The sequence below is a fragment of the Peribacillus sp. Bi96 genome (assembly GCF_918698115.1).
In the GTDB taxonomy this organism is placed as follows: Bacteria; Bacillota; Bacilli; order Bacillales; family DSM-1321; genus Peribacillus.
Genome location: NZ_CAKKLV010000044.1, coordinates 1 through 16,134, shown reverse-complemented (window position 1 = coordinate 16,134; position 16,134 = coordinate 1). Strand labels below are relative to the sequence as shown.

The following is a 16,134-nucleotide window of genomic DNA, read 5'->3' as shown; positions in this document are numbered from 1 at the left end:
GAATGCCGAAGAATCCTGTTTGGCTTCCCAAAGCAACAACTAGGGCATCATAAGATAAAGTGGATCCATTGGAAAGTTTCACTTCTTTTTTATCAACTGAGAAAGACTCCACTTTTGAAATGGCAAGGTCGATATCTTTTCCTTTGAAAAGTTTTTCCAAAGGAATGGAAATGGCTTGCTCAGAAATGGATCCGCCTGCAAGACGATGCAATTCGGTGATGATTTGGTGTGTTGGAAATTGATTCACCACTGTAACTTGCACTTCATCTTTATTGTAATATTCTCGTACGGATAACGCAGATAGTAATCCAGCGTATCCTGCACCTAAGATGACGATTTGTTTTGACATAGTTAATCCCCCGTCCTTACTGATTGAATATTTATGAATTTATTTTTGGTTTTTACGTTCTGCAGAGACTTCAAGAAAAGCATTCGCGAAACGGAAAAGTTTTTGTGCTTGCGGGTCTTTCATCATTCTTAACAGACCAAAAAGACCAATTACATCATGATTCACTTCAGCACGATCCTTAGCTTCTATGGCAGTAGCCGCAAGCCCTTTCACTGAATCGACTACAGGTACTGCGATTTCAGAAATGGCACTGACCGTATCATTTTTCAGTACATCATCAGTCGCTACCGATTGAGCAAAATCATAAGACTTTGTTAAAATATTCACTAATTCAGTCAGTTTTGGTAACTGATCCACTAAAGTATTGAGTGATTCCTGAACCTCAGGCTTTAATAATTGGTCCAGTATATCCAATTGTTTTTGACGTGCATCCAGTTGTTCTGACTGTGATTGGGTAATCGTTTCTGACATTCCAATTCTCCTTTGCAATATGCATTTTGTTGAGTTGATTAGAAAAACTTGTAAAAAGTTACACAAAGTGTAACGCAACAAAAAAATACATGTAAAAATGTAATAAAAGCTATCCCTATAGTATATCCCTTTAGTTCCATGAAAACAGCTGATTTTTAAAAAAATCTCTTTAAAATAATCTTTTTCTGCATATTTAAAGACCTATCACAATGGGGAGGTCCGATGTTTGATCTAAATCCTTCATTAAAATACATGTAAACGTTTTGCATATTGACATTTTATCCTTGAAAGAAGGGTTCAATACTGTGGTTATCGGACATATTTCCACCTAATAAAGCCATCCTAATGATGGAGGTGAAAAATGTGACTGATTCAGAATCTAACACGATAGAAGAGAATAATGATAAGAAGCATAATAAACTGGTCGGCAGTATGGAATATACAAAAGAACAACTAATGGAAGGCATGAATGGAATTTCTGAAGCCTATCTCAAAAACAGCGAGGAAGGTATCTCGGAAACACCTGATAAATAATAAGGCTTGTAAGCATGGCCAAAAGAGTTGTGCTTACTTAATTTTACTTATTTTTGTAAACTGCTTAATCCTGAAAGTTGTTTAAAAATTCCGAAAACTACCTTGACTTTATCGTTAATTGAAGTAAGATAAAGTATATAGCCATAGTGTATACAGCTAGTTTATCGAAGGAAATTCAACTCTACCATGCATCGTCTTAAATGGACTTAATGATGTAATAATGAATCTATTAATAACTGTCGAATCTAATAGACTTCGCCATTCAGCGGAGCTAACCCTAGATCAAAACCAGTTATATCAATTATTTCTTATTGATATAACTGGTTTTTTTTTATTTATTGCATCATTCATCTTGTTCCGTTTTTGACCGATAAAATCCAACGGCTGGCTGACCTCCATTCACACATCATTTCTATTAAACGGTTGCATTATGTCACTTGGGGTTCACCGAAGGAGATTAGAGTGAAGCAATGTTCACAAAGGTAAAAAGTATTTTAAATCTTGTAGCAGGGGTGGGAATTATATGATAGGTACGAAGCAAACCAGGCTCGCAATTGATGTAGGCGGAACATTTACAGATGTTTTCGTTTTTGATGAAAGCACGAAGGAAATTTCGATTACGAAAACATCGTCAACTCCTCTAAACCCAGAGGTCGGTATTTTGGATGGAATCGCTAAAGCGGAAATTGATTGTGAAAATATTAAAGTGTTTTCCCATGGTACAACGGTGGGCACCAATGCCTTGATTGAAAGAAAATTGCCAAAAACAGCATTGATCACATCCATTGGTTTTCGGGATGTATCGGAAATCCGCCGTGGAACCAAGCTTGAGTTATGGGATACCTATGATGATGTAGCCAAGCCGTATATCCAAAGAAGAGATCGCTTTGAGGTGGAAGAACGAATCGACTATTCAGGAAATGTTTTGACGGAAATCAATGAAGAGGAAGTACGGTCACTGGCTAGGAAATTAAAAAAACGCGGTACAGAATCGATTGCGGTTTGCTTCATGAACTCATATGTAAATGGAAGCAATGAGGCCAAAGTGAAACGAATCATCCAGGAGGAACTTCCGGACGTCTATATATGCATTTCAAGTGAAGTCCTGCCTGAGATTTTTGAACATGAGCGTATGAGTACGACAATCGTCAATGCGGTTTTAGGACCGACAGTAAGCAACTATATCAAAACCCTTGAAGGTGAAATGAATAAAAGAGGATATAAAGATGACATTTTAGTGCTTCACTCTGGCGGAGGGGTAATGACCTCCCAAACCGTTCCTCGTTATGCTGCAAGATTGGCAAGCTCCGGTATAGCTGCAGGTGCGATCGCCAGTAAACATATCGCCCAGCTTTGCGGATTTAATAATGCAATAGGGTTGGATATGGGAGGAACGAGTACCGATATTTCCTTAATGCATGAAGGGGAATTACGGATTACAAAAGATTGGTACATAGAGTATGGGTATCCGATTGGGTTTCCAAGTATCGAAATTTTGACGATAGGAGCAGGGGGCGGAAGCTTAGCTTGGGTTGATGAAGGCGGTTCTTTACGCAACGGGCCTCAAAGTGCAGGGGCGGTTCCTGGACCTGCTTGCTATAGCAGGGGTGGCGTGGAACCGACCAATTCGGATGCCAATATCGTATTAGGACGACTTGGCACCAAACTATTGGATGGACAAATGGAACTGGATAAAGAAAAAGCGATGGAAGCCGTAGATAAAATCGCCAAGAAATTCAATTATACGATAGAAGAAGCGGCGAATGCCATCACACGTGTGGCCAATGCCAATATGTGTGATGCATTAAGGCTAATATCAGTTAGACGGGGATATGATCCACGAGATTTTGCACTTGTGGCTTTCGGCGGGGCTGGACCCCTGCATGGAGCGTACTTGGCCAAAGAAATGGAAATCCCGACTGTCATCATCCCGCCGCATCCGGGTGTTGCCGCAGCAATGGGATGTCTGCTTGTCGATGTTCGTCATGATATATCGAAAACCTATGTGAAGAATGTTAAGGATGTGTCCTTGGAGGATTTAGAGAAAGAATTCATTGGCATGGAAAAAGAGGCAAGAGCTTTATTGCAAGAAGAAGGGGTTGCTAAAGAAGCGTCCACATTGATGCGCTATATTGATATGAGGTATATGGGACAGTGGCGGTCATTGGCGATTGAAGTCGATTGTCCAATTTCTTCATTGGAAGAGACCCTTAACCGCTTCCATCAAGAACATGAACGGGAATTTTCATTCTCCGATAAAGAACAAACCGTGGAAATATACGGACTGCTCGTAACAGCAATCGGATCGGTGCCAAAACCTGAATTTCCCACTTATGAACCTGGTGGTACATTGGCCGATGCCCTGAAGGAAACGCGTGATGTATATTTCGAAGAGGAAGGCTTTGTGAATACGAACGTGTATAACCGGGAACTCATTCCGGCATTCTCTGAAATCACGGGACCTGCCATAGTAGATCAGCTTGATACAACGACTGTCATCCCTCCAAACTTTACAGCCAAAGTTGATAAATACAGGAACTTGATTCTTTCCCAAACTAAATAAAAAGAGGTGGATTTCATTGTCTAATAAACAGTTAATTGACCAATCTGGAGTTGGAACAGGTTTAGATCCGGTGACATTTGAAGTGATAAAAAATGGCTTCGTTAACCTTGTAGATCAGATGGCAGAACAAATCCTTCGGACATGCTATTCCTTCGTCATTTATAATCGGGACTTCAGCTGTGCGCTATGTGATGCAGAAGGAAATACAGTCATGCAAGGAACGCAGGATATTTCGGTCCATGTGGGTACGCTGCATCTTACGGCAAAAGCGGTACTGGAAGACTTCGAAGGTGATATCCACCCTGGGGACGTTTTCTTAGTGAATGACCCGTATAGGGGCGGTACTCATTTCAATGACACACGGGTCCTCTTGCCTGTTTTTCACGGCAAAAAGCTTATAGCGTTCATGCAAACGAATGGTCACTGGGCTGACATGGGAGGATCAACACCTGGTTCCTTTGATATCAATGCCAAAGAGCATTTCGGTGAAGGTGTAAGGATTCCGCCACTTAGAATATATAGTAAAGGAACATTTTTAAAAGATGTGGTCAATGTGATTGTTTCGAACATGCGCGTCCCGGAAGAAAGGGTAGGCGATCTCCGTGCTCAAGTGGAAGCGGCCAAGGTAGGCGAACGCCAGTTGTTTGCCATCATCGAGAAGTATGGAATCGATACGACTTTGTCTGCTTTTTCGGAAGTGCAGAATTATGTGGAGCGCTTAGCAAGAGCAAAGGTTGCGGCTTTACCGAATGGAACGTGGGAGACCGTGGACTATATCGATATGGACCCTGAAGTTGGAGACGGTCTGATCCCGATCAGGGTTAAGATGACTATCACGGATGACGAGATTCTTTATGACCTTTCTGGTTCGCATTCTTATATTGGCTGCTTTTTGAATGCCGGATTCGGGGCTTCTTTATCAGCAGCATACTCAGGAACCAAGACATTTTTCCCTGAAATCCCTTTGAATTCGGGTTTTTATAGAGTGGTAAAGATTGAACTGCCGGAAAACTCAGTGGTCAACGCTCCTGCACCGATTGCCGTAACGGGTTTTTGTTCAGGGGCCTATGAAAAAATCATGAGTGCTTGTTTCGAACTCTGGTCTAACATCATGCCTGAAAGAGCGATCGCATGCTCTTTTAACCTTGAGTATTTACTTATCGGCGGATGGGATCAACGTCAGGAACAAGAAAAATACTTCATGTGGTATGACTGGATGGCTGGCGGCCATGGAGGCCGTTCTGATCGAGACGGTGTGAACGCCACTTCTCCTACTTTCGGTTTGGGTCTCAGCGTGCAGCCTTGTGAAGGACAAGAAAGGTTGTCACCTGTCGTGACGATGAAGCATGAAATCATTACGGACTCTGCCGGGCCGGGTAAATACCGCGGCGGGTGCGGTGTAGAAAAGGGAGGTACACTCACGAATGTTAAGAACACGGTCATGTCCTATTGCTGTGACCGTTCCCGTTCGATAACATGGGGGATCTTTGGAGGGCTTCCTTCTTCCCCGCATGGAGCATGGCTGAATCCAGGCAAGGAAGACGAAAGATACTTAGGTGCGATTTTCTCAAATGTAAAAGTTCAGCAAGGAGATTCCTTTGTACGTCCATCCGCTGGGGGCGGAGGACTGGGAGATCCGCTTGAAAGAAGTCCCGAAGATGTTTTGGAAGATGTCATCGATGAGTATGTTTCAATTGAGCGAGCTGAAAAAGATTATGGAGTCGTTATCAAGGAAATCGATAAAGATCTCGATTTATTCGAAATAGATCTGGAAGCAACGGAACAAGCTAGGTCTTATATAAGAAACAACCGTAAACAATGGCTTGAGGAAAACATTCAGAGCGTTGAAGAAAAATTCATCAATGGCGAGCTGGATAGTCTGGATGTGATTCGCCAGTATGGAGTCATCATCGATTATGCAACGAATAAAGTATTACCGGAATCAACAAATCAGTTCCGTGAATCCATGAAAACCCGTTCATTGGCTTATTGGAAGTAACATATCGTACAAAAGAGGTTCCGATTCATTCGGAACCTCTTTTGTACGATGAACTCGAAAAAAACGAGTTTGCCTACAGTTTTTTAGTTGAAAAACGTTGCAGTTGATTGGAGTGGAAGGTACGAGACTCCTGCTTAGAAAAGCGCGTCTAGGGGAGACCCCGCAGGCGCAAGCCGAGGAGGCTACACGACCGCCCGCGGAAAGCGAGTGCCTGGAGCGGAAATCAACATCCAAATAACATCCAATCGTGTAGGTTTCGAAGACATTCCTAATGGAAACCCATCAATTCCTTCACATGTTTACAATTATCTTTGGAAGTGAGCATTTCCAGGAGCGTAAAGGCTACCTCGAATGCTGTAGAAGGATTGTAGGATGTAATGAGATTGTCCGTGACGACAATCGGTTCATTAACGACCAGCGCACCAAATTCTTTTAGCTGACCCTGTCTTACGCTGGTAGGGTGATTGTACGTAGTGGCTTTTCTTCCATTTAATACCCCGCTTTTTCCTAGTGGAAGAGAACCTACACAAATTGTTGCGATGATTTTCTTTTTATTATGAAAATCTTTAATGACATCAAGGAACTTCGGATCATAGGCATCTTCGTAGAAACCAGCTTCTTCAAAGCCTCCTGGAATGGCCAAAGCATCGAAGTCGTCAAGATTTACTTGATCGATTGTAAATTCAGGCTGCACGATAAAATTCCATGTGCATTTCAATTGTTCATGAAGACCAACCGTAACGAGATCAGTGGTACCATCACCCTCTAATTTATTCCAACCTATTACATCTGTAAACACACTGGCTTCAACCGCTTCGAATCCATTGGAAAGCAGCAGCAATACTTTTTTCATCGTAGCATCTCCCTTACTTAATATTTGTATTTATTATATAAAAAGAAAATCCCTTGATACATACGATTAATTATGTAATCATCCCATTTCTATTTATTTAATAATGTATTAGAATGATTTTTATTAATAATGAAAAGTGAGGGTGAATGGATTGGATCGAACGGATAAAAAGATACTTTCTTTGCTGGAGAATAATGGGCGCATATCAATGAAAGAACTGGCACATGAAGTTTCCTTAACAGCGCCTGCTGCTAAAGAACGTGTTAATAAATTAGAGGAAAGCGGAGTGATAAAGGGATATAAAACGGAAATATCCCTTGAAAAACTGGATAGGAGCATTACAGCATTCATTTTATTTGAAACAGATAGGTGTAAAGACTTTTATAATTTTAGCTTGAGACATCCAGATGTTCTGGAGTGCCACCGGTTAGCCGGTCAGTACAGTTATCTCATTAAAATAAGTACATTTTCCATGGAAACATTGGAGGACTTTGTCGATGAAGCCATTAAATATGGAAAATCGTCCACCCATCTGATTTTTTCTTCCGCAACGAAGAAAATTTTTGCAGGCGAAGAGATGTAACCCGGTTTTATTTATATATGTTCCGACGAATATCCATATTAAGGAATTTCCAGTAAGGGTACGATTAGCAGGAATAAACTCGACAGATAAAGAATGTAAACAGTGACAAAAATCACAATTGAAGAGAACAAAAAGGGAGTGGGGAATAGTGAGTATTATTTATGAGGAAGAAAAAATAATGGAATTCCTTTTGCGAAATAAAAGTGAATTTGAAGAATATCTTTTATCAGAAGCGGTCAATGTTAGAGAAAAAATCGAAGAAATCTTACTGATTGGAAATGTCGACCTTTTGAATAATGCTCATAAGCTCATCCGCTATATCGTGGAGCAGAATGAAGTGGATATGATAACTTTTGCCGAAAAAGAGGGAGTAACGTGGGCAACCCACTCCTTGACGCTCTCATTCAAGCTAGAATGGATCCAGGCGATCCGGAGAACGCTTTGGACCTTTCTTTATAAGTTAGAACATTCACAAGAAGTGTTTAGTGAGTCGGAAGTCTTTTTTGATTTAGAGAAAAAGATGAATGATAAGGTTGATGTTTTCCTTAAATCCTTTTTCGTCAGTTATTCGGATTACAAAGACAAATTGATTCTGGCCCAGCAAAACTTGGTGGAAAATCTCTCCGTCCCAATCATTCCGATCACAGCCTCCACCTGCGTCCTGCCGTTAATCGGGACAATCGATGATTCGCGTATAAAGATAATTGAGGAAAAAGTATTGTTGGAGATAGGGAAATTAAGGATACAGACCTTGATCTTGGACTTATCCGGTATCATCGAAGTGGAGGCTGAAATCATCAATCATTTATTGAATATCCTCGAAGGAACGGCAATGATGGGGTGTAAAGCCGTGGTGACTGGATTACGCCCGGAAGTGGTCACCAAAATGATCCGTGCAGGGGTCGATTTCGAAAATAAAGCAGAGACAAAGGGGACGCTGCAGCAGGCATTGAAGGACTATCTTGTAGTGAACTAAATCTTGGAAGCTGCCATGTTCGGTGGCTTTTTTTGGTTTGCTTGCACTGATAAGATAAGGAATAGGCGGATGAACTCTCTATGTTCAATACGAAAAAGAGCCCCCCTTTGTCTGCAATAGAGGGGGATGAATCACTTCAGCAAAGAATACATATATGTATCATGCGGAATGCCATTTTGGTAAATATAACTCCTTAAAATTCCTTCCTGGATGAAGCCATGCTTTACCAATAGATCGATGGAGGGTTGGTTCTCTGGAAAAACAACCGCGCCGATACGAGTTAAATCAAGCTCATTGAAACCGTAAGCGATGATTTCTTTAAGAGCCTCTGACGCAAATCCTTTGCGCCAATGTGCAGGATGGATTTCATAACCGATTTCCGCCCGTCTGTATTTCGGGCTATGTGCATGAAAACCGATGGTGCCGATCAAATCATGGGTATCCTTACGTTCCATTCCCCATCGAATGGCTCTTTTTTCAAGATAGTTCTTCGCGAAAGAGGCCACAATATCCTTTGCCTGTTCGACATTTTCCAATGAATCTTGGCCATAAAAACGGGTGACCTCATCTTTTGATAAACATTGGAAAAGAGCTTCCGCATCACTTTCATGAATTTCCCGTAAGCGTAACCTTTCCGTGTTCAATACAGTAAACATTTTTGTCCCTCCTCATATATCAGTATTCAATCTATTCGGTCTTCATGAAGGTTTTTCCTTTATTATGAAGTGCCTATTTTTCCGGTATTTTCGGTGGTAATCGGACAAGCTAACATTAGGTTCAACCTAAAAAGCAATGGATGAAGGGGAGATAGATCATGGGAAAAAAACATCGTAACCGTACCGGCTCACCGAAAAAGAATAACCATATTCCGAAAGCGGACATCATTGCAGAACATGAAGCACACGGTAAGGAATTTTCTGCGAATAAACGAAAGAACGGCCCAGGCACCAATACCGATTGATCGCTCATCATGACCGCTTATGCCTTTTTAGGGCAGGGCGGTATTTTTCGTTACTTGTGTTTCTTGCCATCAAGGGGTTCATCCTATATCTTAAAGAATGTAGAACCTTTGAAGGGAGATAGGATGATGAAAGCACTTGTCTTTGATAATTTTGGCGAACCGGAAGTCCTTTATGCGCGAGAAATTGAGGAACCTGAACATTCAAAATCGACAGTGATCGTTCGAATGAAAGCAATCGGCTTAAATTTTGCTGATGTATATAGAAGGAAAGGGAATTATCATTTAGTGGGTGAACCCCCATTTATTCTAGGTTATGAAGGGGCAGGGGTCATCGAATATGTCGGGGAAGATGTTCATCATGTGAAAGTTGGGGATCGTGTCGGGTTTGCAGATGTTCCCCATGCCAATGCAGAGCTGGTTTCAGTTCCAGCCGATAAGCTTTTACCGCTTCCTGATGGCATTTCCTTTGAAACAGCCGCTTCCGTTTTACTTCAAGGATTGACTGCCCAATATTTGACTCATGACAGCTATCAAGTTAAACAAGGCGAAACCGTCCTGGTTCATGCTGCTGCAGGTGGAGTCGGTCAATTGCTGACACAGATGACCAAGATGAAAGGCGCCCAAGTCATTGGCTTAACCTCTTCAAATGATAAAGCGGCTGTTGCAAAACAAACGGGTGCCGATCATGTTTTTCTTTACGGATCGGACTGGGTAAATTCGATTAAGGATGCAACGGGTGGAAAAGGTGTTGACCTCGTGTATGAATCCGTCGGTCAAACCTTGCTGGATAGTTTCGAGGCAACCAAGACTAGAGGGACTGTCGTGTTCTTTGGAATGGCAGGTGGTGATCCAGAGAAGATCGATCCGAGAATGCTAATGGATACATCCAAAGCATTAATAGGAGGAGACCTCTGGAACGTATTGACTACACATGAAGAACGGAAAAGAAGAACAGCAGAGTTGTTCGAATGGATCATGTCAGGGAAAATCATCATTGATGAACCGACTACTTTTTCGTTGGAAAATGGAGCGGATGCCCATAGACTACTTGAAAGCCGGAAAAGCACCGGGAAAATATTATTAATACCTTAAAGTGATGATGGCTATCTATTGAATGGTAGTTCTAGACTGTAGAAAAACTCGATAATAATTGAGTTTGAACTGCCCCGTAAATGTTAGACACCAAACTAACATTTACGGGGTGTTTTTTTAGATTATATAATTCGAATGTTGATTTCCTCTTCAGGCACTCGCTTTCCGCGGGCGGTCCGCCCTCGGCGCTCTTTGCCGCCTGCGGTGTCTCCCTTGGACACGTATTCCCGCAGGAGTCTCGTACCTTCCGTTCCAATCAACTTTGTTTTGAAATTTGATAGAATACCTTTTGTCTACTCTTTTTTGAGGGTTTGTAAAATTCGAATGTTGATTTTCTCTTCAGGCACTCGCTTTCCGCAGGAGTCTCGCACACCCGTTTCAAACAACTTTGTTTTAACATTGAGATAGAATTCCTTTTGTAACCTTTTTGTCTACAAACTAAGTTATCCATTGAATGATAGACTTTTTTCATTCCATTTTTTCCCCGTAAAATGCCTGCTTCATTCATTTCCTTATTCATACTGAGGATCAGATTCTTTTTCAGTCCCCTTTTGCAGAAATCTTTAGTCCTTGGATAACTCACTTTTAAATGCCCTTGCTATTAAAGGAGTCCCCTTATCCACAAGACCCATGATAGGTGTTAGGTCGTCATCGAAAAGACTGGTCTTCGCATATACACGTTAAATCGGAAAAAGTAGCATCTTTAGAAAAAATATTTTTGGAAGATGTATGATTGAGAAGAAATATTATTTTGATATATTTTAAAAATAGTAAATTAGTTGAACAAAAGTGATAAAATGGGTAAATAGGAACATACATGACAAGGAGAGATTTTTAAAACCATGATACTTTCACTCATCGTTTTCATCTTAAAAGGGATATTTATGAAATTACCATTTGCCATATTGGGACTTTCCTTCATTCCGCAAAGATGGACAAACGCAATCACGAAAAAGGATAGACCCTTTTTCATTGAGCAAGTGCTAAGACTTTTACTTTCCGCTATCGTATTATTTTTGGTTATCGATATTATGTTAGTGGATTTTACTGTGCCTGCATTCTTTTCGAGTTTTGCCTTTATTCTTGGGCTCATTCTCATCATTGATTCAAGAATGTACGTGTACAGTATTAGGGAATCTTCAACATCCCGCCGAAATAGGAAAAAAAATGAAGGAACGAATCAATTAAATACCCCTTGGAATGTACATTTTAACAGTTTGTTAGGGGGCGTTTTAATAGCAGCTTGGGTCGTCATGTTGTTTTACCATATCACTTTTGCCGGAGATCTACATGGCTTGGCAAAGGTCGATAAGAAAAATGAGCTGGAAGAAGTCCAAGATATAAAAACGATGCCGCTTGTTACAGTGAAAATGGCTGACGCAAAAGGTGATGCAGCGATTAACAAAATACAAAATGCATCATATTTCACTGAAGGCGAGTATCGCCTTACTAATATAAATAGTGAATTGGCTTATACCTCACCCATTGAAATGGATGGGTTTTTTAAAGCTGGGAGAGCGGAATACACGCCAGGTTATAATTTGATTTCCGCCGTTTCGACGGATAAAGGGGCAAGCACTGTTCAAGGGAAGATGCTTTATGCCCCCTCACAGTATCTCGATCATGATTTGGAAAGGACGATCCGCAAGGCCTATCCAAAAAAAATCATCCATGATTCATACCTGGAACCGAATGAGGACGGAAAGCCATACTTTGTAGCTTCAGTGGGACATTATTTGAAGTACCGAAGCGGGTCCGTGGTGGATGGAGTGGTATTGGTTAATCCGGAAAATGGAGACACGAAATACTATCCGTTAGGAAAAGAACCTAAATGGGTAGATCGAACATTCACATTAGAAACAGCCCTGGAATATTGGACATACTGGGGGAAATATGTTCACGGGTGGAAAAACCAGTCCTTAATTGGGGCGAAGAAAGATGTCTTGATCCCTAATGAGGATAATATGCAAGTTACGTTTAACGAAAAAGGCGAATTGATTTATGTGGTTGATTTTACGAGAGCTAAATCAAAAGGAAATTCCAAAACCTTGGTAGGGTACGGTGTTTTCAATGCCAAAACCGGTGAAATGACGTACTACAAAGGCGTCACGTCCGTTCTAACTGGAAAGGAAGCAAAATCCAACGCGAATGCGAGTGAGTTTTTGTCTAAATATCCAGGCTGGAAAGCCACTAATGGCATTTTCTATACGATATACGGTGCGCCCACTTATGTCATTCCGGTTACAAAGGGCTCAAAGTTTCAAGGTGTGGCGATTGTTTATGCCAATAGCGATAATCCCCAAGTAGTCTTTGGGAAAACGAAAGACGAAGCTTTCCGGAACTATAAAAAACTGATTGCATCTTTAGGGAAAGTCAGCGGTGTAACACCTCAAAAAGGATTTGAAATGAAAGAAATCAAGGGGAAAGTAACAAGAATCAATGATGCCAATCTCCCAAATGGTTACGTGTTCTATTTAATCGTGGAAGGTAATGGCAAAAGGTTCACAGTGGACCCTGGAGTCAATGCGCTATCTGATATAGTATTGACGAAGGAAGGAGATCGGGTTGTGCTGAAAGTGATGGATATGGACGAGGACGTCGTCCCAGTCGATCAATTCAATAACCTGGACTTACCAAAGCAATAAAAGCATGAAAAAAAGCATTGCTATCCGCAATGCTTTTTTTCATGAAATCGAATCATTGTTCATGACAGATCCGATAGATTAATGGAAAGGATGGATTCCATATAATATCCCTTTTGAATAACGGCTTTTATGGCGAAATGGCCATTTATCCGTTTCCGCACACGATACAGGAGTGAAGCGATTTCTTCTGCCGTCACAATTTGCGCGGGATCACCGATTCTCTCTGGCCACACATGCTGGACGATCATTTCCTTTGAAATAAGGTTGTCCAAGTTCTCATAAAGCAGCTTAAAGCAATTGAATTCCTTCGAAGGCATTTTAATGGGTGCTTCTTCGTTGATGATCACGGTCTGAATGTGCTCATTGATAGTGACGGTTTGCAGGATATCAAGGTTCAACGGAGTGAAATCCTGTGTTAAATCATTGTCAATGGAAATCATGAATTCAATCAATCCATTAATCAAAGTAATGGTATCTCCCGGTTCAATATGGCAGGGATGGCCAGGAACGAGCGGCATCTCGTTCACCGCGGTGCCGTGCTTGCTCGCCAAGTCCTCAATGAGAAGCTGTCCTTCCTTCATGTAAATCAGGCAATGTTCCCTTGAAACGAAGTCATTGTAAAGCTTAAAATCAGCTTTGGAGTGCTGGCTTGCACGTCCAATCAGCAGGCTTTTCCCTTCATAAACATAGGCGAATTCCTCGGTTTGACCTTTGTGCAAGGTTCTCAATACAACCTTTAAAGTTTTATTGCTCATTTACTTCTTATCCCCTTAGAAGTCTGAAAATTCAGATTGTTTTCATGGATTTATCATTTTAACTACATGGCTGTTTAGTGGATTCAATCCTATAATTATAAATTATCAGACGCTTACTTACTAACGAAAAATAAAAAAAGTCCAAATTAGGCAAATAGTCATTATACGAAATGGTGTTGGTTCGGGAAAATGTCACTCGTCGCAAAGACCAGTTAAGCCGAATCAAAAAGGAAAAAAGTGAGAGATTGACCAGATAAGGGCCTGCCGTTGCTTTTGATGCAGTTGCCCCATTGCTTACCAGCCTAGCGTTTGTGGAGGATGGCAAATACGTTGGACGCCACCAGGTAGATGACCTTGCCATTTTAAAGAAATTGAAAAGGAGTTGACCACGTTGAGTATGTGGAGAGATAAGATCAATGCATTCAGCATCTTGCTGATGATCATTAGCATGATGGTATACATTATTTTCCCTCAGCCCTTTACCCTTAGTCTGTACTGCATATTTGGCATTGCCTTTATCGGCCTGACTCTACTGAATTAGCATACTTCCGATTAGAGAGGAATCGGGAGATATGCTGAAAGGAAGAGGGCATTAAAACGTGGAAGCGATATGGTTTATAATGAAGCCTCTATTCGATTACTTGTTTAGAAAAATCATAGAGGGTGTAATGATAAATTCAGGCCTGCCGGATCATCGGTGGGCTTTTTTTTGCTAGAGTTAATTAGAATGACTTAATAGATGTTACACAATATCCTTCTACTTAATTCATGCAACTAATAGCACGCTTTTGTATTGGTTTTTTTAAAAGAATAATACTTCAATTGAAAAAAAGAGGTTTCTGAAAAAATTAATGTTGATAATAGGTGCTTTGTTACTACTCGGTCTAATCTTAAATATTTTTTCAAATACAGAAACAATGGCTACGGATGGAATTGAAATTAATAAAACAATTTTAAAAGACTCAAAAGATTTAGTAGCTGATATCAGTATATCTGGCAACCTTCATAATAAGAAAACACTTGAACTAAAAATTCTTTTAAAAGGAACAAATACAATTTCAATAAAGAATGAGCAAACTGGAAATGTATAGTAACTAATTCAAAGGGAGATGAGGTATTCTCTGAAGTAATAAAAGGAGATGCAATTCGTTCATTTGAATCAATGTCTGGTGAAGGAAACAACAAACTAGTTTTAAATAGCGGGAAACAAGATTCAATGATAATTATAAACGGGGATGAGCTTCATAAATAATAATTGGCTAAAAGCAGAATCTATTGATGGTATGTAAGTAGACTTATTATTGACTCTATATAAATTTGTCGCACACTTGGTGCTGGCAACCCTTGCATTAAAAGAAGTGAAATCATTGAATGATTTCACTTCTTTTAATTTGGCTATGTTAAAGGTAAAGGTTGATTATAAAATATACAATATAAAATCTCCGATTGGGTATTTATGTTAAGGTTAATATGAGATTGTGAAAATTTCTACTTAAACTAACGGGGCAGTTTAGTTGAACAAGGATTTATATCCGAAATTAAAAGGAGAACCAGTTTGATAAAAAAAATCGATATGACTAATCCTAAATTAGCTGAGGATGTATTAAACATTCAATTACCTTCCTATATGGTAGAGGCAGAGTTAATTCATTTTTATGAAATACCACCATTAAAAGATACAGTTGACACGTTACAACAATCCGGTGAAACTTTCTATGGGTATTACTTAAATGACGAGTTAAGTGGAGTCATTTCTATAAAAGTTGAAAAAGGTATAATTGATATACATCGTCTAATGGTTCATCCAACACATTTTAGAAAAGGAATTTCCAAAATGTTATTAGAGTTCATTGAAAACAATGAGAAAGATATTGAAACAATAATAGTATCAACTGGTTCTAAAAATACACCAGCAATAAATTTCTATGAAAAAAATGGTTTCTCAATTACAGGAGAAACAAATGTGACAGAACGTCTATCTGTAACTTCTTTTAAAAAGAAAATTAAATATTAAATAAGATCTTATTAAGCTATTAGGTACATTAGCATAAGATCGGAGCTGTCTTTAAAGTAGCTTTTTTGTATGAAAATACATTAGTAAAAAAGCCATGCTAAAATAAACCCTCCATATTCTCATTTTTTTTGATGGGGGTAATGAACTATTGCGTTATTTTAACTGGTTATGCAGTTTGTTGTTCAGATGGAGCAATTGTATAGCCTTTCTTTTTTAGGTATTCGATCATTTTTAATTCTTTGTTATTTTGTTTTTCTTCAAGGTAATTTGAGCCTAGTTCATGATAAGGTTCTCCTGTTTTTAAGATGTTGTAAGCAATCGTTACTAGTAAATGGGCAG

The 16,134-nt window shown here is 40.0% G+C and carries 16 protein-coding genes; 11 read left to right on the top strand and 5 right to left on the bottom strand.

The window, feature by feature from the left end:
* Positions 1 to 349: FAD-dependent oxidoreductase (locus LQ203_RS26360; RefSeq protein WP_230159516.1), on the bottom strand; the 349-nt coding region annotated here is incomplete at its 3' end.
* A 39-nt stretch (positions 350 to 388) separates the two neighbouring features.
* Entirely contained in the window at positions 389 to 820 is a 432-nt protein-coding gene (locus LQ203_RS26355; RefSeq protein ID WP_230162788.1) for a DUF1641 domain-containing protein, read from the bottom strand.
* Between the two features lie 363 nt (positions 821 to 1,183).
* Here LQ203_RS26355 and LQ203_RS26350 point away from each other — a divergent pair, with 363 nt between their 5' ends.
* The 3 genes from LQ203_RS26350 to LQ203_RS26340 all read left to right on the top strand — a co-directional run bounded on the left by LQ203_RS26350 (position 1,184) and on the right by LQ203_RS26340 (position 5,916).
* A complete protein-coding gene (locus LQ203_RS26350) occupies positions 1,184 to 1,354 on the top strand; it encodes a hypothetical protein (RefSeq protein ID WP_230162786.1) in 171 nt (56 codons plus the stop codon).
* A 523-nt stretch (positions 1,355 to 1,877) separates the two neighbouring features.
* Complete coding sequence (locus tag LQ203_RS26345) at positions 1,878 to 3,917, top strand: hydantoinase/oxoprolinase family protein (RefSeq protein ID WP_230162783.1); 2,040 nt, start codon at positions 1,878 to 1,880, stop codon at positions 3,915 to 3,917.
* Positions 3,918 to 3,933: 16 nt separating this feature from the next.
* Positions 3,934 to 5,916: a hydantoinase B/oxoprolinase family protein gene (locus tag LQ203_RS26340; protein WP_230162781.1), complete on the top strand. Its 1,983-nt coding sequence runs from the start codon at positions 3,934 to 3,936 to the stop codon at positions 5,914 to 5,916.
* Positions 5,917 to 6,184: 268 nt separating this feature from the next.
* Here LQ203_RS26340 and LQ203_RS26335 read toward each other — a convergent pair whose 3' ends face one another.
* Positions 6,185 to 6,769 carry a DJ-1/PfpI family protein gene (locus LQ203_RS26335; RefSeq protein ID WP_230162779.1) on the bottom strand — a complete coding sequence of 195 codons (585 nt, stop codon included), beginning with the start codon at positions 6,767 to 6,769 and terminating at the stop codon, positions 6,185 to 6,187.
* A gap of 151 nt (positions 6,770 to 6,920) precedes the next feature.
* Here LQ203_RS26335 and LQ203_RS26330 point away from each other — a divergent pair, with 151 nt between their 5' ends.
* Both LQ203_RS26330 and LQ203_RS26325 read left to right on the top strand, forming a co-directional pair.
* Entirely contained in the window at positions 6,921 to 7,352 is a 432-nt protein-coding gene (locus tag LQ203_RS26330) for an Lrp/AsnC family transcriptional regulator (RefSeq protein ID WP_230162777.1), read from the top strand.
* Between the two features lie 145 nt (positions 7,353 to 7,497).
* Entirely contained in the window at positions 7,498 to 8,328 is an 831-nt protein-coding gene (locus LQ203_RS26325; RefSeq protein ID WP_230162790.1) for an STAS domain-containing protein, read from the top strand.
* 131 nt (positions 8,329 to 8,459) lie between these two features.
* On the opposite strand, the gene LQ203_RS26320 is transcribed toward LQ203_RS26325, so the two are convergent.
* On the bottom strand, positions 8,460 to 8,984 hold the full coding sequence (locus LQ203_RS26320) for a GNAT family protein (RefSeq protein ID WP_230162776.1): 525 nt from the start codon (positions 8,982 to 8,984) through the stop codon (positions 8,460 to 8,462).
* A 158-nt stretch (positions 8,985 to 9,142) separates the two neighbouring features.
* Between LQ203_RS26320 and LQ203_RS26315 the strand changes: the two genes are divergently transcribed.
* The 3 genes from LQ203_RS26315 to LQ203_RS26305 all read left to right on the top strand — a co-directional run bounded on the left by LQ203_RS26315 (position 9,143) and on the right by LQ203_RS26305 (position 13,026).
* On the top strand, positions 9,143 to 9,289 hold the full coding sequence (locus LQ203_RS26315) for a hypothetical protein (RefSeq protein WP_230162774.1): 147 nt from the start codon (positions 9,143 to 9,145) through the stop codon (positions 9,287 to 9,289).
* Between the two features lie 126 nt (positions 9,290 to 9,415).
* Positions 9,416 to 10,381, top strand: a complete 966-nt coding sequence (locus tag LQ203_RS26310; RefSeq protein WP_230162772.1) for a quinone oxidoreductase — start codon at positions 9,416 to 9,418, stop codon at positions 10,379 to 10,381.
* Between the two features lie 884 nt (positions 10,382 to 11,265).
* Positions 11,266 to 13,026, top strand: coding sequence for a hypothetical protein (locus LQ203_RS26305; protein WP_230162770.1), 1,761 nt, complete (start codon positions 11,266 to 11,268; stop codon positions 13,024 to 13,026).
* Between the two features lie 59 nt (positions 13,027 to 13,085).
* Here the strand turns inward: LQ203_RS26305 and LQ203_RS26300 are convergent, their stop codons facing one another.
* Positions 13,086 to 13,781, bottom strand: a complete 696-nt coding sequence (locus LQ203_RS26300; RefSeq protein ID WP_230162768.1) for an FHA domain-containing protein — start codon at positions 13,779 to 13,781, stop codon at positions 13,086 to 13,088.
* A gap of 391 nt (positions 13,782 to 14,172) precedes the next feature.
* On the opposite strand from LQ203_RS26300, the gene LQ203_RS26295 reads away from it, so the two are divergent.
* The 3 genes from LQ203_RS26295 (at position 14,173) to LQ203_RS26285 (ending at position 15,795) form a co-directional block, all read left to right on the top strand.
* Positions 14,173 to 14,322 (top strand): hypothetical protein, encoded by a 150-nt coding sequence (locus LQ203_RS26295; RefSeq protein ID WP_230162766.1) that lies wholly within the window; start codon positions 14,173 to 14,175, stop codon positions 14,320 to 14,322.
* 310 nt (positions 14,323 to 14,632) lie between these two features.
* Entirely contained in the window at positions 14,633 to 14,872 is a 240-nt protein-coding gene (locus LQ203_RS26290) for a hypothetical protein (RefSeq protein WP_230162764.1), read from the top strand.
* Positions 14,873 to 15,336: 464 nt separating this feature from the next.
* A complete protein-coding gene (locus LQ203_RS26285; RefSeq protein ID WP_230162762.1) occupies positions 15,337 to 15,795 on the top strand; it encodes a GNAT family N-acetyltransferase in 459 nt (152 codons plus the stop codon).
* Positions 15,796 to 16,134 lie beyond the last annotated feature (339 nt).

Excerpts from the sequence above, each read along its gene's own strand:
- LQ203_RS26355 (WP_230162788.1), bottom strand. The coding sequence starts at position 820 with ATGTCAGAAACGATTACCCAATCACAGTCAGAACAACTGGATGCACGT.
- LQ203_RS26335 (WP_230162779.1), bottom strand. The coding sequence starts at position 6,769 with ATGAAAAAAGTATTGCTGCTGCTTTCCAATGGATTCGAAGCGGTTGAA.
- LQ203_RS26310 (WP_230162772.1), top strand. The coding sequence starts at position 9,416 with ATGAAAGCACTTGTCTTTGATAATTTTGGCGAACCGGAAGTCCTTTAT.
- LQ203_RS26320 (WP_230162776.1), bottom strand. The coding sequence starts at position 8,984 with ATGTTTACTGTATTGAACACGGAAAGGTTACGCTTACGGGAAATTCAT.
- LQ203_RS26345 (WP_230162783.1), top strand. The coding sequence starts at position 1,878 with ATGATAGGTACGAAGCAAACCAGGCTCGCAATTGATGTAGGCGGAACA.
- LQ203_RS26300 (WP_230162768.1), bottom strand. The coding sequence starts at position 13,781 with ATGAGCAATAAAACTTTAAAGGTTGTATTGAGAACCTTGCACAAAGGT.
- LQ203_RS26315 (WP_230162774.1), top strand. The coding sequence starts at position 9,143 with ATGGGAAAAAAACATCGTAACCGTACCGGCTCACCGAAAAAGAATAAC.
- LQ203_RS26290 (WP_230162764.1), top strand. The coding sequence starts at position 14,633 with ATGTTGATAATAGGTGCTTTGTTACTACTCGGTCTAATCTTAAATATT.
- LQ203_RS26305 (WP_230162770.1), top strand. The coding sequence starts at position 11,266 with ATGAAATTACCATTTGCCATATTGGGACTTTCCTTCATTCCGCAAAGA.